The organism is Litorilinea aerophila (genome assembly GCF_006569185.2).
Classification (GTDB): Bacteria; Chloroflexota; Anaerolineae; order Caldilineales; family Caldilineaceae; genus Litorilinea; species Litorilinea aerophila.
In genome coordinates, this window is the sequence record NZ_VIGC02000007.1 from 111,269 (window position 1) to 130,386 (window position 19,118).

The 19,118-nt window shown below is 66.1% G+C and carries 11 protein-coding genes; 3 read left to right on the forward strand and 8 right to left on the reverse strand.

What is annotated here, in order from left to right; translation table 11 throughout:
- Positions 1–53: 53 nt before the first annotated feature.
- Positions 54–1,421, reverse strand: coding sequence for a methylenetetrahydrofolate--tRNA-(uracil(54)-C(5))-methyltransferase (FADH(2)-oxidizing) TrmFO (gene trmFO, locus FKZ61_RS06875; RefSeq protein WP_141609342.1), 1,368 nt, complete (start codon positions 1,419–1,421; stop codon positions 54–56).
- A gap of 755 nt (positions 1,422–2,176) precedes the next feature.
- Here trmFO and FKZ61_RS06880 point away from each other — a divergent pair.
- Positions 2,177–3,517: a thymidine phosphorylase gene (locus FKZ61_RS06880; protein WP_141609343.1), complete on the forward strand. Its 1,341-nt coding sequence runs from the start codon at positions 2,177–2,179 to the stop codon at positions 3,515–3,517.
- On the opposite strand, the gene FKZ61_RS06885 is transcribed toward FKZ61_RS06880, so the two are convergent.
- The 6 genes from FKZ61_RS06885 to alaS form a co-directional block, all read right to left on the reverse strand.
- Complete coding sequence (locus FKZ61_RS06885) at positions 3,489–4,748, reverse strand: glycosyltransferase family 4 protein (protein ID WP_141609344.1); 1,260 nt, start codon at positions 4,746–4,748, stop codon at positions 3,489–3,491. The genes FKZ61_RS06880 and FKZ61_RS06885 overlap by 29 nt on opposite strands.
- 80 nt (positions 4,749–4,828) lie before the next feature.
- Positions 4,829–5,782 carry an ABC transporter substrate-binding protein gene (locus tag FKZ61_RS06890; RefSeq protein WP_229964170.1) on the reverse strand — a complete coding sequence of 318 codons (954 nt, stop codon included), beginning with the start codon at positions 5,780–5,782 and terminating at the stop codon, positions 4,829–4,831.
- Between the two features lie 235 nt (positions 5,783–6,017).
- Complete coding sequence (gene mltG, locus FKZ61_RS06895) at positions 6,018–7,322, reverse strand: endolytic transglycosylase MltG (protein ID WP_170199382.1); 1,305 nt, start codon at positions 7,320–7,322, stop codon at positions 6,018–6,020.
- A 22-nt stretch (positions 7,323–7,344) separates the two neighbouring features.
- Positions 7,345–7,893, reverse strand: coding sequence for a Holliday junction resolvase RuvX (gene ruvX / locus FKZ61_RS06900; RefSeq protein WP_141609347.1), 549 nt, complete (start codon positions 7,891–7,893; stop codon positions 7,345–7,347).
- A gap of 23 nt (positions 7,894–7,916) precedes the next feature.
- On the reverse strand, positions 7,917–9,506 hold the full coding sequence (locus FKZ61_RS06905; protein ID WP_141609348.1) for a baseplate J/gp47 family protein: 1,590 nt from the start codon (positions 9,504–9,506) through the stop codon (positions 7,917–7,919).
- Positions 9,507–9,662: 156 nt separating this feature from the next.
- Positions 9,663–12,362 carry an alanine--tRNA ligase gene (alaS, locus tag FKZ61_RS06910; RefSeq protein ID WP_141609349.1) on the reverse strand — a complete coding sequence of 900 codons (2,700 nt, stop codon included), beginning with the start codon at positions 12,360–12,362 and terminating at the stop codon, positions 9,663–9,665.
- Between the two features lie 294 nt (positions 12,363–12,656).
- Between alaS and FKZ61_RS24240 the strand changes: the two genes are divergently transcribed.
- Both FKZ61_RS24240 and mutS read left to right on the forward strand, forming a co-directional pair.
- Positions 12,657–15,272, forward strand: coding sequence for a CHAT domain-containing protein (locus FKZ61_RS24240; RefSeq protein WP_141609350.1), 2,616 nt, complete (start codon positions 12,657–12,659; stop codon positions 15,270–15,272).
- Positions 15,273–15,321: 49 nt separating this feature from the next.
- Complete coding sequence (mutS, locus tag FKZ61_RS06925) at positions 15,322–17,949, forward strand: DNA mismatch repair protein MutS (RefSeq protein WP_141609351.1); 2,628 nt, start codon at positions 15,322–15,324, stop codon at positions 17,947–17,949.
- 6 nt (positions 17,950–17,955) lie between these two features.
- On the opposite strand, the gene FKZ61_RS06930 is transcribed toward mutS, so the two are convergent.
- Complete coding sequence (locus FKZ61_RS06930; RefSeq protein ID WP_141609420.1) at positions 17,956–18,807, reverse strand: ABC transporter ATP-binding protein; 852 nt, start codon at positions 18,805–18,807, stop codon at positions 17,956–17,958.
- Positions 18,808–19,118 lie beyond the last annotated feature (311 nt).

Here is a 19,118-nt window from a genome sequence, read left to right on the forward strand (position 1 = left end):
GGGCGAGTCTCTGTGTTTTCTTGATAGTCAGTGTGATATCGCGGACGGAGCGGCTATCCCACAGGGACGCCTGGGGCCTCCACGGGCTGGAATCCTGTTTCCTGCAGATACTGCTCCAGATCCCGGCGGGCCCGCTCGGCGTAGCGGGCATATCGTTCCGTTTTTTTGCGCACCCGCCGGGGCAACTCGGGCAGCAGCCCCATGTTCGCCTTCATGGGCTGAAAATTGTCCGGCTCGGCATGGGTGATGTAGTAGAGCAGGGCCCCCATCATGGTGGTTCGGGGGGGCGTCAACAGAGGTTCTCCTTGCACCAGCCGGACCACATTGATGCCGGCAATTAGGCCGCCCATGGTGCTACCCACATACCCCTCCGTCCCGGTGATCTGGCCGGCAAAGAAGAGATCGTCCCGCCGGCGGAACTGCAGGGTGGGGTGCAGCAAGGTGGGGCTATTGATAAAGGTGTTGCGGTGCATCTGCCCCAGCCGCACGAACTCCGCCTCTTCCAACCCGGGGATCATGCGCAGGATCTGCTCCTGGGCCCCCCAGCGGATGTTGGTCTGGAAGCCCACCATGTTGTAGAGGGTGCCGGCCACGTTGTCCTGGCGTAGCTGGACCACGGCGTAGGGGCGCTGACCGGTACGAGGGTCGATCAGCCCCACCGGCCGCATGGGGCCAAAGGCCAGGGCGTTGATGTCCCGGCTGGCCAGTACCTCGATGGGCATGCACCCTTCGAAATAGCGTTCCAACTCCTTTTCGAATTCCTTCAGGGGAATGCGAGGAGCCTCCAACAGGGCCCGAACAAAAGCCTCGTATTCTTCCTGGTTCAGGGGACAGTTGATGTAATCCCCTTCGGCGTCGCCCAACTCGCTCTCCCGGTCGTAGCGGCTCTGGCGGAAGGCAACCTCCATGTTGATGCTCTCGGCGGTGACGATGGGCGCCATGGCATCGTAGAAGTAGAGGTATTTCTGTCCGGTGAGCGCCTGGATCTGTTGGGTCAGGGCATCGCTGGTGAGGGGCCCGGTGGCAATGATGGTGGGGCCTTCGGGAATCTCCTGCACCTCTTCCCGGATGACTTCGATGTTGGGGTGCCCTGTGATGGCCTCTGTCACCTCGGCTGCGAAATCCTCCCGGCTGACGGCCAGGGCACTGCCGGCGGGCAGGGCGTGTTTGAATGCCGTGCGGATGATGAAACTGCCCATGCGCAACATCTCGTTTTTCAACATGCCCAGGGCCCGGTCGGGCAGGGTACTGCCCATGGAGTTGCTGCAGACCAGCTCGGCCAGCCGATCCGTGACATGGGCCGGGGTGGATCGGGCGGGGCGCATTTCGTATAGCCGCACTTTCAAGCCCCGATTGGCGATCTGCCAGGCCGCCTCCGAGCCGGCCAGGCCCCCGCCGATGATGGTGATGGTCTCACTCATGGACATCTCCCCTCCATACAGGGCAGGCTGGGATACCGGCAGCCTGCAATCTGCTCCGCGCTTCTCTCCGGGGACGCCTCCCGCCGGGGGACCGGGGACGTGCCCGCCACTTCCAGCCTGGGATACGTACCCAGGATCTGCACAAATGGATGTACCAAACGATTTATTTTAACAAAGGGGACAGCCCTGTGCCAAACAGGATCCCACCTGCACCTCATCCACTCCTCATCTACATCCACTCTTCATCTACTCCTGGTACGTCTTGGGCGTCGGTGCTATACTTGAATCACGATGATTCAAGTATAGCACTATCTTTGCACTTTATGTTCAGCTGTGACTCCATGTTCAGCCGTGACTCTGCTGCAAAAAGCCACAGATGACACGGATGACATCGCCTCTGAGGATGTTCCCTCCGCACATGGGCTACCATCATGACGCGGAGTCGGCATCCTCAGAGGCGTCCTTAGGGGAAAGCTATCGGCGAATTTCTGCCAGGGTTTATTACAGAGACGCGGAGCACGCTGAGTTTTCTCTGAGATCTCTCTGGACTTCCGCTGCGCCCTCTGCGTCTCAGCGGTGATAGAACTTTTTTGCAGGAGAGCCATCCTTGACTTCCCTGCAAAAAGGGCATTTTTGAACGCAAAGGCGCAAGGGCGCAAAGAAACTCAGGGGAGAGTAACTCGAATCAGCGTTCATCTGCGTGAGTCAGCGTCTTCATTTGACCTTTGTGCAGTAGAGCCAAGGATGGAAAATCCATGAACGCGGTGGACATCATTGTAAAAAAGCGAGACGGGGAAGAGCTCACCGCCGAGGAGATCCAGTTTTTTGTGGACGGCTTCGTTCGGGGGGAAATCCCCGACTACCAGGTGGCGGCCTGGGCCATGGCCGTCTACTTCCAGGGCATGACCGAGGCAGAGACCACTGCCCTCACTCTGGCCATGGCGGCCAGCGGCGATCAGCTTGACCTCCATACCAGCCTGCCGCCGGGAACCGTCATCGTAGACAAGCACTCCAGCGGCGGGGTCGGCGACAAGACGACCCTGGCCGTGGCGCCCATCGTGGCGGCCTGTGGCCTGCCGGTGGCCAAAATGAGCGGCCGGGGGCTGAGCTACACAGGCGGGACCATCGACAAGCTGGAAAGCTTCCACGGCTGGACGCCGGACCTGGATGAGGAGCGCTTTCGGCGACAGCTCCAGGAGATAGGGCTGGTCATCGCCGGCCAGACGGCCAACCTGGCGCCGGCCGACAAAATCCTCTACGCCCTGCGGGATGTCACCGGGACCGTGCCCAGCCTTCCCCTCATTGCCAGCAGCATCATGAGCAAGAAGCTGGCCGCCGGCGCCGACGCCATTGTCCTGGATGTGAAATGCGGCCGGGGCGCCTTCATGGAAACGGTGGAGGACGCCTCCCGGCTGGCCGAGCTCATGGTCGCCATCGGCACCCGGGCCGGCCGCCGCATGACGGCCCTGATCACCCAGATGGACCAACCCCTGGGGCGGGCCGTGGGCAATGCCCTGGAGGTCAAAGAGGCCATCGCCACCCTGCAGGGGCAAGGCCCCGCCGATTTCGCGGAGCTGGTGGAACAGGTCGCCGTGGAGATGCTCCGGCTGGCGAGGCCCACCGCGGCACCGGCGGACTTGCAGGCCCAGGTCCGCCAGACGGTAGAATCCGGCGCCGCCCTGGCAAAGTTTCGCGCCTTTGTGGCGGCCCAGGGCGGCGATCCGGCCCAGGTGGACGAGCCGGATCGCCTGCCCCAGGCCCCTGTGGTGCAGCCTGTGCCAGCGTCGGCCTCCGGGTATGTCCAGGCCATCGATCCCCGGGCCATCGGGCTGACGGTGGTGGATCTGGGCGGCGGACGCCATCGCAAGGGCGATCCCATCGACCATCGGGTCGGCGTGGTGTTGCAGGTCAAGGTGGGGGATTCGGTGGAGGCCGGCCAGCCCCTGGCCCTGGTCCATGCCGCCGATGCCGAGGCTGCCAGCCAGGCCGTCCAGCGGGTACTGGCCGCCTTTGAGGTGGGCCAGGAGGCTGTCGCTCCCCTGCCCCTGATCCACGGGCGGATCGGCCCTACCAGTCCGTCTGACGACGTTCGGTGACCACCGTTTCGAAAACTCGGCTGGTCTGGCGGGCGATGTTGGACCAGTTGTAGTGGTGGCGTACCATGCTCAGGGCGCGTGCCCGTCGCTGCTGGGCCGTCGTCGGGTTGGAGAAGAGTTGATCCACGGCCCAGGCGATGCTATCAGGGTCGTTGGGGTAGACGGTCAGCCCGTTGACCAGGTGTTGTACCACCTCACCCAGACCGCCCACGTCGCTGGCGATCACATTGCAGCCCAGGGCCATGGCCTCCAGCGCCACGATGCCGAAGGGCTCGTAGAGGCTGGGGAAGATGGCGGCGTCGGCAATCTGGTAGAACATGTCCCGCTCCTGGTCGCTGATGAAATCCAGGAAGACCACGGAGCGTTCCACCCCCAGCTCGTGGGCCAGGGGCCACATCTTGCGGCTGTTCTTGCCGCCCACCAGCAGGCGCACGTCGGGATAGCGGCTCAGGATCTTGGGCATGGCCTGGAGCAGCACATGGAGGCCCTTTTCGTGGACGATCCGGCCCACGTAGAAGAGGAGCCGTTCGCCGTTGGGCGCATAGCGGGTCCGCAGGGTGCGTCGTTCCTCCGGCCGGCAGTGGTGGAGTCTGGCCGGATCGATGCCGTTGGGGATGACGCTGATCTTGTCCTGGGGCTGCTGGAAGTAGCGGTGTACCTCGTTGCGCATGAAGTTGCTGCAGACGATGACCCGCCAGGCTTCGTGGCAGATCTGCCACTCCAGGGCGTCGATCTGCTGGCTGGTGTAGTTGCAGATCTGCCCTTGATGGCGCCCTCGTTCTGTGGCGTGGATGGTGGTCACCAGGGGAACCTTCCACTCATATTTGAGGGCCACGCCGGCAGGACCAGCCAGCCAGTCGTGGATGTGGATCAGATCGTATTGGCGGTCTAACACCAGTTGGCGGGCGTAGGCCAGCAGCTGCTCGTTGCTGGCCACCACGCTGTTGTACAGGTCGTGGGGATCCAGGGGCGGTAGATCCAGCCGATGGACCGTCACAAAGTCATTCACCGTTTCCACGGCGTAGCCGCCGGCATAACGGGTGGTGATGAGGTCCACCTGTTGTCGGCCATGGTCGGTCGCCAGGCCGCCCAGGCGAGGCACCAGCCCCGCCACATGGCTGCCCATTCCTCCCACGATGTATGGGGGATATTCCCAACTTAACATCAACACCCGCAACATACGTTTCCTGTCATGGACTGGCTCGGTGTAGGGCTGTTGATAGGCTAGCATTTCCACCTCTTACGCTGATTCAGCTCAAACAGCGGAATAACCGGGCGAGGAGCCTCCTACGCCCTGGGGTCGCCAGGCGATTAAGGGTTGGATCGCCCTTCACGCACCCCAGGGGCGGCTTCTGGAGGTACTCCGCCTGCATCGGCCTGGTTCGTCGGCGGCTCCAATGCCTCCAACGATAAGGGGATGCTTTCTCCGCCAGGTAGAAGCTGGAACAGGCGTACTTCCCAGCCACCCGCTGGCGGGATGGTGATCCCGCTGATCACAGCAATGGCATAACGTGTGCTCTGGTAGACCAGATACGCAGCGGGCGAGTTGGGGGTGTGGGTGGTTGCCCACGGATTATACCCGGAGTCGCTCCAGATCGCCCAAAAGACGGGTCCCGTGATGGTGGCCCTGGCCCCAAAAACCGGGTCGCCCCCCTGGCTGGCCAGCCAGAACGGGATCTCTGGTTGAACCTGACGTACGGCTGTCAGCATCTTCGCCCCTTCTGCCGGGCTGCCCAACCACAGAACCGCATCGGTGGCTCGCAGCCCACTGATCTGCCAGGCCCCATCATCGACCCATTTTACTTCTATGGCTGGAAGGGAGATCTCTATTCGCGGCCAGCCCGCTTCCCAGCCAGCCAGGATCAGCCGCTGGGCTCCCTGGGCAGCGGCCGCTGTGGCCACCGCCTCGATCAGGCCGGACGCCCACTGGCTGGGCGGGTCTTGGGGTGGGGCAAAACCGTGGGGACGGGCAACCTGAAAGGGCACCACCCAGTGGGGGGCGCCCTGCCCGAGAACGGGCAACACCGCGCGCCAGGTGGCCGGATCCAGGGGGCCCACCACGGCATGCACCGCTGGATCGACCAGCAGCTTCTCGGCCGCCCGGCGGGCATGGTGGGGCTCGGCCATGTCGTTCAACGCCAGGGGCAGGATATCCAGGTGGGGGGCCGGGGTGTCCTGGATGGCAGCCCGCATGGCCGCCAGGGCCTCGTAGCCGCTCTGGCGGTAGAGGCCCTCAAAGGGCGCCAGCAGGCCAATTTTCACCATGGGGCGGATGGAGCGGCAGGATCCCAGCCAGAGGGATGCACCCAGCAGGATACACCACAGCCAGATCAGGGAGCCGGAAGGCCTGGCATCCTGTCGGCGGCCCTCTAGTAAATCCCGGCAGAAATTTGCCGATAGTACCCACCAGAGGGCGTGCCGCCGAATTTCTGCCGTGGTATTTACGCCAGACTGGACTAGCCGCCGACAGTCGCCTTCGGTTTCACAGGCAGCCATGGCGCTACCGGTAACCGTAGATCTGCAGGTTCTGCTGATGTTCGGCCAGCGTCTGGGCGAAGACGTGGCGGCCATCATCCCCGGTGCCCAGGAAGAAGCAGTAGTTGGTCACGGCCGGGTTGCGGGTGGCCTCGATGGCGCTCAGGCCAGGACTGGCAATGGGACCCGGCGGCAGGCCTGGGTAGAGATAGGTGTTGTACGGGCTGTTGACAGCGGCGTACTCTTCGATGCGTTCCGGCTTCCACCACCAGTTGCCCACCGTCCCCCGCGCGTACTGGACGGTGGGGTCGGCCTGGAGGTAGTTGCCACCCACTTCGGCGGTGCAGGTGCCGTTGAGCCGGTTGACGTAAACGCTCGCGATTAGCGGGCGCTCATCTGCCTGGACAGCCTCCCGCTCCACGATGCTGGCCAGGGTGATCAGATCCCGGCCGCTCAGGCCACTGCTGCCACCCACCAACAGGCCTGCCTGGCCCACTTTGGCCTCGAAGTTATCCAGGAAGGAGCGGAGGACCACCTCCGGATCGCTGGCCAGGACCGGGAAGCGGTAGGTGTCCGGGAAGAGGTACCCCTCCAGAGAGGCATCGGGCGGCAGGTCCTGCAGGAAGTCGTAGTCGTTGAAGAGGCTCAGGCTGCGGGGCTGGCGCACCGCGGCCAGGAAACGGTCCGGCTCGATGACGTTGTTCTCCGAGAGCCGTTCGGCGATCTCCTCGGCCCGGAAGCCTTCGGGAATGGTGACCAGCACCTCTTCAAAGAGGGCCGTCTGGAGGGCCTCCGCGATCTCCGGCATGGTCATGGTTTCCGACAGCATGAAGTTGCCCGCCTCGATGCGCCGCTCCAGACCTGTGACCCGCAGGTAGAGGTTGAAGAGGTCCGCGTCCCGGATCAGCCCTTCCTCCTGCAGGCGGGCAGCGATGAAACGGGCCGGCTCGCCTGGAATGATGGTGAAGGGACGGGGGCGGGGGTCGGTGCCGGCGGGCAGGTAGAGCTCATTTTCCCGCAGGCGCAGGCTGAAGGCCAAAATCTGGCGTTCGATATTTTCCGGCGTCAGGGCGCCCTGGCCCGCGTTGGGGTCGATCAGCCCGGCCGTCCGCTGGGGGATGCCCAGAAATTGTTCCGTCAGGTGGGCGTCGGCCACGATCCAGGTGCCCACCAGGACGCCGACGACCAGCGCCAGGAAGCCGACCCGGATCAGGTTGGCCCATAACACGGCCGGATGGCGCCAGCCGTCCTTTCCCGGCCAGGTCGGGGAGACCTCCCGGTGGCGGTTGCGATACTGAAAGACAATGCGGTTGCGAGCTTCTGTGGCCATGGGCAGTTGAACGATCGACTCTTTATCCCCGGTCGATGGGGGTCCGTTTCGAGGCATCCTGATCTCGGGCCGCCGGATCCCGGGGCGGCAGATCGATGCGGCCAAAGTCTCGGGGTTGGGGCTGTCGCCGGGCATCCAGATAGCTCTGCAGGATCACCGCGGCGGCCACCGCGTCCTCCGCCACCTGCCCCCGCTGCAGATCGTGGGCCGCCATCCACTCCTGGGCAGCAAAGGTGCTCAGCCGCTCATCCCAAAAGATGACCGGAATGGGCCGCCCCACCAGGGTACGCAGGGCGTAGGCCAGTCGCTCCGCCCAACGGCGGGTGGAGCGGGCCTGGGGACCTTCGCTGCCGTCCATGTTCAGGGGCAGGCCACAGATGACGGCCTGGGCTTCCTCCTCGGTCACCAATTGGGCCAGTTTGGCAAAGTCCGCCCGCCGGCTGGTGCGATGAATGACGGTCAGCGGGTGGGCGGCCAATCCCAGGGGATCACACTTGGCCACGCCGATGCGGGCCAGGCCCACATCCACGGCCAGCAGCTTGCCCGGTGGATTCGTCTCTGGCGGGTTCATCTTCGGCGCTTCTGGAACGGCGCTCACTGGGTGGCCACGCTTTCGTCGTATTCCACCCGCACCTGGATCCGGCTGGGGAAGGAGGGCAGGGTGGCCAGCCAGTCAGGATCCTGGTAGATGTCCGGCGGCCGGGCCAGTAGCCAGCGGGACATGAGGGCCGCCTGCGCCTCGGCCGGTGACAGCCCGGCCACTGTGCTCTTCACCTCGGCCGGGTCGATGGGAACCACATACTCGGCCCGGGCGGTCATGGTGAACTGGACCGATTGGCCGATGACCTGGGCGCCCTCCTGGCGCTGGGTGACCACTGAGTCGGCCACCAGTTTGCCGCGCTCGGGGATGGCCCGCTGCAGCGCGGCCAGAACAGCCTGGCTCATCACGGACTGGTCCAATGCCACCCCCTGGACCAGCACCCGCAGGTCCAGGCCCAGCTCGGTAGCCTCCGCGTCGTTGAACTGGTCAAAGACCTGGGCCACGGTGTAGATCTGGACCGATTCGGGCGGCAGCCATTCGTTTTCCTGCAACTCCTGTTGAAGCCGGGGGTAGGCCTCTGCCTGGGCCTGTTCTTCCAGCATGGCCAACAGGTTTTCCCGATCTTGCTGGCTGACAACCGGCACCAGGCGAGAACCGCCGCCAAAGGTGCCGTCCGGGTTGATCACCCGGACCCGGAAGCGGAGCGCCCCGCTGACGGTGTTGATGGTGTTGGCCCGCACATTGCCCTGAATGCCCGGCTCCAGGGCCTCGATGGGCACCGAGACCCGGGCGCCCACGCCGCCGGGTAGCTCGGCGGACGCGGTGGTGCGGAAGCTCACCGGCGCGCCGGTGCTGGTGCTGACGATGGTGCCTTCGGGGATGTTTACCGGCGCGGTGCCCAGGTTGCTGAAGATCACCACGCCCGTGGCCCGGTCGGTGGGCTTTTGTTGCGAGCCGGTGGTGGGTATCGAGCCGTGCAGCTCCAGGGTGGTTTCCACCAGGCGAGCGGGGAGGAGGTTGGCCTCCAGATCGGGCTCGTCCAGGTTGGGGTCTGCGGTCAGCCGCAGGACGACCTCCAGGTTTTCCCGGCCTGGCACCATGGTGATGGTGGCCGCAGGCAGAACGTAGAGGCCAAAAAAGGCCAGGACGGCCACCAGCAGGCTGCCCATGGCCACGTAGCCCAGGATGGGCAGCCACCAGGGCAGGGGGCGTCGGTAGGCTACTTCCGAGCGGATACGCTGGCGACGGGCCTGGTGGAGGGTGGGCCGGGCCGTGCGCTGCACGATTTCAGCCCGGCGCCAGGGCGGGGGCTCGGGCAGGCCCGCTTCTGGCCGCTGGGGATCGACCACGGGCACGGGCGGCTGCATTCGCCAGGGCCGTCGGGTCACGTCTTCCAGCCGCTGAAAGACAGGGATGCCCAGTTGTTGGGCCACCTTGCGGGTCTGTTCGTCCCGGGTGAGCAGGCCCAGATCCAGGCGCTGAATCTGGGCCTGGCGCTGCAGCAGGCGCATGCGAGCCGCGTTGTCCAGTTCGGTCCAGCCCTCGGGTACCTCCAGGACCACACGGTCGCTCTGAACCTGGGCCAGTTGACGCCGCAGGGCTTCCAGCCTGGCGCCAGGGGGGATGCGAATGATATCGGTCATAAAAAGGTTAAGATGCCTCGGCTGGCCCGGTCCCAGGGGCGGGCCAGCACAGTCCGACGTCAATACCGCGGCAGAAATTCGGCGGCACTTGCTCTGACGAAAACCATTGGCGAATCGCTGCCAGGCTCTGGGAGCATGCCGCCCGCGGACAGGGCGTCAATTCAGGTGGGCCTGGACCCACGCCGGCACGCTGCGCAGGGCGTCGGCCAGCTTGGCCGGATCTCGGCCGCCTGCCTGGGCCATGTTGGGCCGGCCACCGCCGCCACCCCCCATGATCTTGGCCGTGTCCCGGACCAGGTTGCCGGCGTGAATACCCCGCTGGACCACGTCGGGGGTGGCCGCCGCCACCAGCATGGGCTTATCGCCCACCACCGCGCCCACCACGACCACGCTGCTGCCCAGACGATCCCGCAGCCAGTCGGTCATCTGACGCAGGGTGTCCACGTCCGGCGCTTCCACCTGGACGGCCAGCACGGCTACGCCGTCCACCTGGGTGGCGTGGCTCAGCAGCTGCTGGACCTCCTGCTGGGCCAGTTTCTGGCGCAGTTGGGCCAGCTCCCGCTGGAGTTGCTGGTTCTGTTCTGTCAGGTTGGCGGCAGCCTGCTCGACTTCGTCGGGTCGGGCGTGGAGGATGGCCGCCACCCGGTTGAGCTGGCGGAAGCGCTCCTCGATGAGCCGCTCGGCATGGCGGCCGGTCACGGCCTCGATCCGGCGCACGCCAGCGGCCACGCTGCTTTCCGATGTGATGCGGAAGCTGCCAATCTCGGCCGTGGAGTTCACGTGGGTGCCGCCGCACAGCTCCATGCTGACTTTGTCTTCCTCGCCAAAGCTGACCACCCGCACTTCGTCGCCGTACTTCTCGCCGAAGAGGGCCATGGCCCCTTCTTGGACAGCCCGCTTGTAGGCGGTCCAGCGGGTGTGAACGTCGTAGTTGGCCAACACGATTTCGTTGGCCCGCCACTCAATGTCCCGGAGCTCCTCTCCGCTCAGGGGCTGGGAGTGGGTGAAGTCGAAGCGCAGCCGGTCCGGCGCTACCAGGGAACCCGCCTGATGGACGTGGGTGCCCAGCCGCTCCCGCAGCACCGCGTGGAGGATGTGGGTGGCGGTGTGGTTGCGCATGATGTCCCAGCGCCGTTCCACGTCGATGCTGGCCTCCGCCGGGTCGCCGACCCGCACGGTGCCGCTGGTCACCCGCCCCACGTGGACGATCAACCCCGGGATGGGGCGGCGGGTGTCGGTGACTTCCACGGTCCAGGCTGGCCGTTCCATCCCTTCCGGGAAGTAGTAAATTTCGCCCGTATCGCTCACCTGGCCGCCGCTCTCCACGTAGAAGGGCGTCTCGGGCAGGACCACCTCCACCTGGGCGCCTGCGTGGGCCTCTTCCACCGACTGGCCGTCCACGATGAGCCCGGCCACGGTGGTGGAGACTTCGGCCACGTTTTCGTAGATCAGGTGCTTCACACCCTCGCGACCAACGATGCCGGCCTCCTGCAGGTTCCCCAGCAGTTCGCCGTAGACGGCCGCATCGGGCGCGTACTTGCCCTGGACACTGCTGGCCCGGCTCTTCTCCTTCTGTTCGGCCAGGGCCGCCTGGAAGCCGGCCTCATCCACGGTGAAGCCGTGCTCCGCGGCCACGTCCCGGGTCAGATCGATGGGGAAGCCGTAGGTGTCCCAGAGGAAGAAGGCGTCCCGTCCGTCGATCTCGCTGCGCCCTTCCTCCCGCAGGCGGGCCATGAGGTCGTCCAGCATGTTGAGGCCGGTGGAGAGGGTGCGATGGAAGCGCTCCTCCTCCTCGGTGATGGTGCGCAGGATGAAGTCTCGCTTGGGCGGCAGGTCGGTGTAGTGGCCGCCCATCAGCTCGATGACCGTATCGGCCAGGTGGGCCAGGAAGGGCCGTTCGAAGCCGATGAGCTTGCCGAAGCGGGCTGCTCGGCGCAGGATCATGCGCAGGATGTAGTTGCGGCCTTCGTTGCCCGGCAGGACGCCGTCGCCGATGAGGAAGGTGATGGCCCGGCTGTGATCGGCGATGGCCCGGTAGCGGAAGAGGTGGGCCTGGCGCTCCTCGTCGGTGTGGCCGGCCAGCTCCTGGATGCGCTGCATGATGGGCAGGAAGGCATCGGTGTCGTAGTTGTTGTCGGTCCTCTGGAGGATGCTGGCCAGACGCTCCAGGCCGGCGCCCGTGTCCACGCCCGGTTTGGGCAGGGGAACCAGGGTGCCGTCGGCCTTCTGGTCGTACTGCATGAAGACCAGGTTCCAGATCTCCAGGTACTCGTCGTCCCGGTTGACGCCGGCTGCGGTCTGTTTTTCCAGGTCGCCCCAGTAGTAGTGGATCTCCGTGTTGGGGCCGCAGGGGCCGGTGTCGCCCATGGCCCACCAGTTGTCCTTCTTGCCAAAGCGCAACACCCGCTCCGGCGGCGCGCCCACGTCGATCCAGAGCTGCTCGGATTCGTCGTCCTCGGTGTAGACGGTGAACCAGAGGCGTTCCAGGGGCAGCTCCAGCTCGTGGATGAGGAGGTTCCAGGCGTACTGGATGGCCTCTTTCTTGAAGTAGTCGCCGAAGGAGAAGTTGCCCAGCATCTCAAAAAAGGTGTGGTGGCGGGGGCTGGGGCCGACGTTCTCCAGGTCGTTATGTTTACCGCTGACCCGCATGCACTTCTGGCTGGTGGTGGCCCGGGTGTAGGGGCGCTTTTCCAGCCCCAGGAACACGTCCTTGAACTGGACCATGCCGGCATTGGTCAGGAGCAGCGTGGGGTCGTTGGTGGGCACCAGGCTGCTGCTTTCCACCACGGCGTGCCCCAGCTCGGCAAAATAGTCCAGCCAGAGTTTGCGGATTTCATGGGTGGTCAGTCGTTTCATAACGGCAAGCCTTCTGCGCTAGATGGGTCGGGCGTCTGTCTCCGGGACAAGGGTCTCATCCCTGCGATTTTAGGGCAAGATCTGGTGAGTGTCAAAATAGCGGGGAAACAGCGGGTGCATCCCTTCGGGCCACGTGGGGGCTTGGCCATGCCACATCTGTTCTATATCCCACCCCCGTGCTGTATCTGTGCTATAATGGTGCCTTTGAAGAGGCGGGTCGATGCAACCCACACTGCCCTGCGCGCAAGCCGCACAGGCGCGAAACCACCGCGAAACCACCAGGAGCAAATCGACATGGCCTGGATCAGTTTGGATGAACTGCTCGAACAGATCGTGCTGGCGGTTTATGCCCGCTGGCATGAGCCGGAGCTGGCCGGGCTCCAACCGGAGCTGGACCAGGCACGCCGGGACCTGGCCCATACCCTGACCACCCTGGCCGAAGATGCGGTCCCGGTCGGGGAAGACGCCATCCTGGCCTTCCTGGACCGACTGGCCGCCTGGCCCGAGGTGGTGGCGTGCGCGCCGGAGGCCTTCGACCAGGTGGCGACCCTGCGGGAAGCCCTCCTGCGCCGACGCCAGGGAGGACGGCCCGTGCGGGGGACCGTGGTCAAGGCCACGGATCTGAGCCCTGCCCGGCGCCAGGATCTGGTGGCACTCCTGGAGGAGGGGCAGCCGGCGGTGCTGGCCATCCGCCGTCGACACTACCCCCGGGATCCGGGCCAGTGGGCCATCCTCCTGGAGGAGGTCCTGGATCGGCTGTACTTTGACTGGGATCAGCTCCCTCTGGCCATCCGCCAGGAGCTGCTGGACCGCCTGGCTGCCCTGGCGCCGGCCGTGGACGCCGGGCACTCCCTCCCCGCGGACCAGATCCTGGCCCTGTTGACCTGGCTGGAGGCCCAGCCGGCGGTGGTGGCCATCGCCGCGCCCGCCTTTCTGGCCCACAAGCTGGCCCAGGCGCCCAAGACCATCCGCCACCCGGGGCAGCGGTTGGTGACCGTTGGCTCCCGCTTGGCCACCATGATCACCCAGCCGCCTTCCGTGGACGCGCAGCTCCATGCCGCTGCCATCGACCGCATGGAGGCCGCCCCGGCAGAGCCCTTTCCGGCGGAGCTGATGGAGGCGGCGCCCGCCGAGGGTCAGGAAGCCCCCGGCCAGGAGGTGCGCCTCCACACAGATGTCCAGTTTCCCCGGCAGGTCCAGGCTGGCGCCGAGGTACCCCTGGTGGTGCGCCTGACCCTGGAACAGGTGGCCAGCTCCCTGGTCGCGGGCCAGCTCTCCGTCACTTTTGACCAGCTGAGCAAGCCCGAGTACGTGGAGGTGGTGCTGGTCGCGCCGGGGTTCAAGGAGCGGACCCAAAGCTGGAGTCGGACCATGGCGGTCTACAGCGATCGGGATTCCCAGCCAGCCATCTTCCTGCTTCAGGCCGGCGATGAGCTGGGGCCGCGACGCCTGACCCTGGACTTCTACCACAAGGATCGCTACCTGGGCAGTGCGCCCTTTCAGGTGGAAATCACCGCCACGCCCACCCAGATGGATGGCGGGGTGCAGCTGGACGGCCGCCCCCTGCTGGCCCGTTTCCTGACCCAGCCGCCTCCCCCGGCCGACCTGGAGCTGCGTATCGTCAAGGGCAGCCGGGAGAATGTGCTCAACTTCGTGCTCCACTCGGCCCGGGCTGGCGTGGGCTACCACTGGCGCCCGGTGGGGCAGGTGGAGCTGACCGCGGCCAACCCCGCCCAATATTTGGAACACATCTTCGAGCAGATGAGCAGTCTGGCCGCGCGCCCGGTCGAGCGGCTGTCTGAAGCCGATGCGGCCGTAGCCCAAGGCGATATCATCAACGTGGGCCAGCGCCTCTTTCAGGAGCTCTTCCCGCCGGAGCTGAAGGCCGAGTACTGGCGCAAGATCCGACCGCTGCGCCGGGACGAGGCCAATCCCCAGGGGCTGATCCGCACCCTCCTCATCACCAGCGACGAGCCGTGGATCCCCTGGGAGATGGTGAAGCCCTACGAGTTGGATCCGGACACGGGTGAAGAGCGCAGCGACGGCTTCCTGGCCGAGACCTTCCAGGTCTCCCGCTGGCTGGCCGGCCGGGGCCCCGCGGACGCGGTGCAGGTGCGCCGGGCCGCGGTGGTGGTGCCCCGCAGCGACCTGGCCTACACCGCCCAGGAGGAGCAATATTTTCGGCAACTGGCCGAAAATGGGCGGGTGGATGTGCCGGAGCCCCTCCACCGGGTCCAGGAGTTTTTGCAGCTGGCCCAGGAAGGCAGCGCGGAGTTGATCCACTTCGCCGCCCACGGCCGCTTTGAAGCCGACAACGCCGACCTTTCTCCCCTGAGCTTCGAAGACGGGGCGTTGACCCCCGAGGCCCTCTCCGGCCAACGGGTGCGGGGGCTGGTGCGGACCCGTCCCCTGGTCTTCCTCAACGCCTGCCACACGGCCCGCCTGGCCTTCACCCTCACCGGTTTGGGCGGGTGGGCTGAAAAGCTGGTGGACCAGGTGGGCGTCAGCGCGTTTGTGGGCACCCTGTGGGAGGTCAACGACCTGCTGGCCGCCGAATTCGCCATCCGCTTCTACGAAGAGCTGCGGGCCGGGGCCACCCTGGGCCAGGCGTTTCACCGGGCCCGTCTGCACATCCGCGATCGCCAGCCGGCCAATCCCACCTGGCTGGCCTACGTCCTCTACGGCGACCCCAACAGCACGGTGCGCTTCGGCCGGGATGGGGAGAGCCGGCCAGAAGGCGGCCCGTCGGAGCTCTCTCCGGCTGACGTGGGGCTGGATCTGGAGCAGGTGCGAGCCTCTCTGCGTCAGAGCCTGGCGGCCTCTCTGCAGGCGTACATCGAACAAAATCTGCCCCAACTGATCGACGCCGCGCTGGCCCGGGTGTTGGACGATTCCTCCACCCTGGAATAGGCCGCGCCGGACGTCGACAGGGCTTCAGAGACCGAGGATAAACGTTGCCATGACCACTCCCATGCGACGGCAGTATCTGTCGCTCAAGCGCCAGTATCCGGACTGTATCCTGTTCTTTCGCCTGGGCGATTTCTACGAGACCTTCGACGAAGATGCCAAGATCGTGGCCAAAGTCTGCGATGTGGTGTTGACCAGCCGCCCGGTGGGCAACGACCAGCGGGTGCCCCTGGCCGGCGTCCCCTACCACAGCGTGGACGGCTACCTGGCCCGCCTGGTGGAGGCCGGCTATCGGGTGGCCATCGCCGAGCAGGTGAGCGAGCCGGGTAAGGGCCTGGTGGAGCGGGAAGTGGTGCGGGTGGTGAGCAAAGGCACGGTCACCGAGCCGGGCCTGCTGGATGACCGGCGCAACAACTATCTGATGGCGGTGGCCTTCGACGCCCGGGGACAGAAGGCGGGCATCGCCTACTGCGACATCACTACCGGCGAGTTTGCCGCCACCGAGATCGAAGCCGACGGGCCGGAGGCGGCCGAGCGCCGGGTGGGCGAGGAGCTCAGCCGCCTGCACCCCAGCGAGCTCATTGCCGTGGACTGGCGCCCGGCCGAGTCTTCCCTCCACAACCTGGTGGCCTCTTTGAACCCCCTCCTGTCCGATGTGGAGCCCTGGCAGACGGAGCCCGACACGGCCCGGGAAGCCCTCCAGCGCCATTTCCAGGTCTCCACCCTGGACGGCTTCGGCCTGCAGGGAAAGACCCAGGCCATCCGGGCAGCCGCGGCCATCCTGGCCTACCTGCAGGAGATGCAGCCGGCCGCGCTCAAGCAGTTGACCCGGATCCACAGCTACGCCCTGGGCGAATTCATGATGCTGGATGAGGCCACCCGGCGCAATCTGGAGCTGACCGAGACCATCCGCGGCGGGGAGGTCAAGGGCAGCCTGCTGGACGTGCTGGACTGCACCCTCACCCCCATGGGCGCGCGCCTGCTGCGCCGCTGGTTGAACCAGCCGGCCCTGGATGTGGCCACCATCAACCGGCGGCTGGATGCGGTCCAGTTCTTTTTCGACGACTCAGCCCGGCGGCTCAGCCTGCGGGAGCTGCTCCAGGGGGTGGGCGACCTGGAGCGGTGGGCCAATCGGGTCGTTCAGGGGGTGGCACTGCCCCGGGACCTGGTGGGTATGCGGGAGGTGTTGGCCCGGGTGCCCCAGATCGTGGCCACCCTGGCCCCGGACGCGGCCCGGAACGGTGGGCCAGAGCCGGCCTGGCTGCCTCCCCTGCCCCTCTGCACCCCGGTTCTGGAGCTCCTCCAGGCTGCCATTGCCGATGAGCCCCCGGCGACCCTGGCCACGCCCGGCGTGATCCGGCCGGGCTTCAGCGAGGAGCTGGATGAGCTGGTGGAGCGCAGCCGCCACGCCAAGCAGTGGATCGCAGACCTGGAGCGAACGGAGCGGGAGCGGCTGAACATCAAGAGCCTGAAGGTGGGCTACAACAAGGTCTTCGGCTACTACATCGAGATCACCCACGCCCACGCCGACAAAGTTCCTGATGACTACATCCGTAAGCAGACCCTGACCAACGCCGAGCGGTACATCACGCCCGAGCTGAAGGAGTACGAATCCCTGGTCCTCAACGCGGACGAGCGCCGGCTGAGCATCGAGCAGGAGCTCTTCCGGGAGATCTGCAGCCAGGTGGCGGCCCATCACGGCGAGCTGCTTCAGCTGGCCGCGGGCCTGGCCCTGCTGGACGTCTACGCCTCCCTGGCCGAGGTGGCCCTCTTGCGCCGCTATGTGCGGCCGGTGGTAGACGAGGGGCCCGCCATCGAGATCGTGGCCGGCCGCCACCCGGTGGTGGAGCTGACCCTCACCGATGAGCCCTTCGTCCCCAACGACACCCGGCTCACGCCGGAGGCCTGCATCCACATCCTCACCGGCCCCAACATGGCCGGCAAGAGCACCTACCTGCGCCAGACCGCCCTCATCACCCTCATGGCCCAGATCGGCAGCTTTGTGCCCGCGGACGCCGCCCAGATCGGTGTGGTGGACCGCATCTTCACCCGCATCGGCGCCAGCGACGAGATCCACCGGGGCCAGTCTACCTTCATGGTGGAGATGGTGGAGACAGCCAACATCCTCAACCACGCCACCAGCCGCAGCCTGCTCATCCTGGACGAGATCGGCCGGGGGACCAGCACCTACGACGGCCTGGCCATCGCCTGGGCGGTTATCGAATACATCCACAACCACCCCGGCCTGCGGGCCAAGACCCTCTTCGCCACCCACTATCACGAGCTGACCGACCTGGCCGAACGCCTGCCCCACGTGGTCAACTACAACGTGGCGGTGGACGACAGCGGCAACGGCAAGGATGTGGTCTTCCTGCGGCGGATCATCCCCGGCAAGGCGGACCGTTCCTACGGCGTCCACGTGGCCCGCATGGCCGGCCTGCCCACCGCCGCGGTCAACCGGGCCGAGGAGATCCTGGAAGAGCTGGAGCGCAGCGGCGCGGCCGGCCCCCGCCGCCTCTTCGAGCCCGAGTCCCGCCGGGGGCGGCCCGCGGCCATGCAGGTCTCCCTCTTTGCCGACACCCACCCGGTGGTGGAGGCCCTGCGCCGGCTGGACATCAACGGCCTGACACCCCTGGACGCCCTCAACCGGCTGTATGAGTTACAAAAGATGGTGGAGTGAGGGGCATCAGGCGGGTACGGCCTGGCCCGCAGGCATGGCCGCGGCGCCGGCCGGGTCCGTGGATGGGCGTACCCGCCTGTGCTTGCGGCCGATGGGCACGCACAAGGGTGTGCCGGCCACCGGATCCTCCAGGATGCGGCACGCCATGCCGAAGACCTGTTGGACCAGTGCCGCGGTCATGATGGCCTGGGGTGAACCCTGGGCCACGATGGTTCCATCCCGCAGGGCCACCAGGTGGTCGGCGTAGCGGCAGGCCTGGTTCAGGTCGTGGAGCACCATGACGATGGTGCGTCCCCCCTGGTTGAGCTCGTGGAGCAGGTCCAACACTTCCAACTGGTAGGCCAGATCCAAAAAGGTGGTGGGTTCGTCCAGGAGCAGGATCTCCGTCTCCTGGGCCAGGGCCATGGCAATCCAGGCCCGCTGGCGCTGCCCGCCGGAGAGGGTCTCCAGGGGCCGGTCGGCCAGGGCCGACATCCCGGTGATGGCCAGGGCCTGGTGGATGGCCGCTTCATCCGCGGCCGACCACTGTTGGAACCACTGTTGGTGGGGGTAGCGCCCCTGGGCCACCAGCTCCCGCACGGTTAGCCCTTCGGGCGCCAGGGGGCTTTGGGGAAGGAGCCCGATCTGCCGGGCCACGTCCCGGGTGTTCAGGTGGTGGATGGCCTTGCCGTCCAGGTAGACGGCGCCGCCCCGGGGCTTGAGCAGGCGGGCGAGGCCCCGGAGCAGGGTGGACTTGCCGCAGCCGTTGGGGCCCACCAGCGCGGTGATGCGTCCAGGTGGAATCTGCAGGTCCAGCCCCTGGATGATGGCGCTGCCCTCATAACCGAGGGTCAGGTTGCTGGCTTCCAGGTGATGCATGTTGGTGTTTCCCATGATATTTCTGAATTTGATTCCTGGGCAAATTTATGCCGCCTGACACCGGGGCGTGCACCCAGGCTGGACCCCGGGATCGTGAAGGCGGCCAGGGGCCATTGTAGCACAGGAGGAGCGACCCTGTTGGGCCGATTTGGCGGATGGCCCGTTTCGGCGCGGGCGTAAACGGGCGCAAAGGGTGGTTAAGCCTGCCGTTAATCGGGGTTAAGTCCGCGCAGGTCCAGGCTTTTGACCCCTGATCCCCGGCGTGTTAGACTTGATCTCGAACCAACCATTTCTGTCGGCGGCCCTTTCAG

What these genes read in the sequence shown, in the direction of transcription:
- trmFO (WP_141609342.1), bottom strand. Translation starts at nt 1,421, where the DNA reads ATGAGTGAGACCATCACCATCATCGGCGGGGGCCTGGCCGGCTCGGAG.
- FKZ61_RS06880 (WP_141609343.1), top strand. Translation starts at nt 2,177, where the DNA reads ATGAACGCGGTGGACATCATTGTAAAAAAGCGAGACGGGGAAGAGCTC.
- FKZ61_RS06885 (WP_141609344.1), bottom strand. Translation starts at nt 4,748, where the DNA reads ATGCTAGCCTATCAACAGCCCTACACCGAGCCAGTCCATGACAGGAAA.
- FKZ61_RS06890 (WP_229964170.1), bottom strand. Translation starts at nt 5,782, where the DNA reads ATGGTGAAAATTGGCCTGCTGGCGCCCTTTGAGGGCCTCTACCGCCAG.
- mltG (WP_170199382.1), bottom strand. Translation starts at nt 7,322, where the DNA reads ATGGCCACAGAAGCTCGCAACCGCATTGTCTTTCAGTATCGCAACCGC.
- ruvX (WP_141609347.1), bottom strand. Translation starts at nt 7,893, where the DNA reads ATGAACCCGCCAGAGACGAATCCACCGGGCAAGCTGCTGGCCGTGGAT.
- FKZ61_RS06905 (WP_141609348.1), bottom strand. Translation starts at nt 9,506, where the DNA reads ATGACCGATATCATTCGCATCCCCCCTGGCGCCAGGCTGGAAGCCCTG.
- alaS (WP_141609349.1), bottom strand. Translation starts at nt 12,362, where the DNA reads ATGAAACGACTGACCACCCATGAAATCCGCAAACTCTGGCTGGACTAT.
- FKZ61_RS24240 (WP_141609350.1), top strand. Translation starts at nt 12,657, where the DNA reads ATGGCCTGGATCAGTTTGGATGAACTGCTCGAACAGATCGTGCTGGCG.
- mutS (WP_141609351.1), top strand. Translation starts at nt 15,322, where the DNA reads ATGACCACTCCCATGCGACGGCAGTATCTGTCGCTCAAGCGCCAGTAT.
- FKZ61_RS06930 (WP_141609420.1), bottom strand. Translation starts at nt 18,807, where the DNA reads ATGCATCACCTGGAAGCCAGCAACCTGACCCTCGGTTATGAGGGCAGC.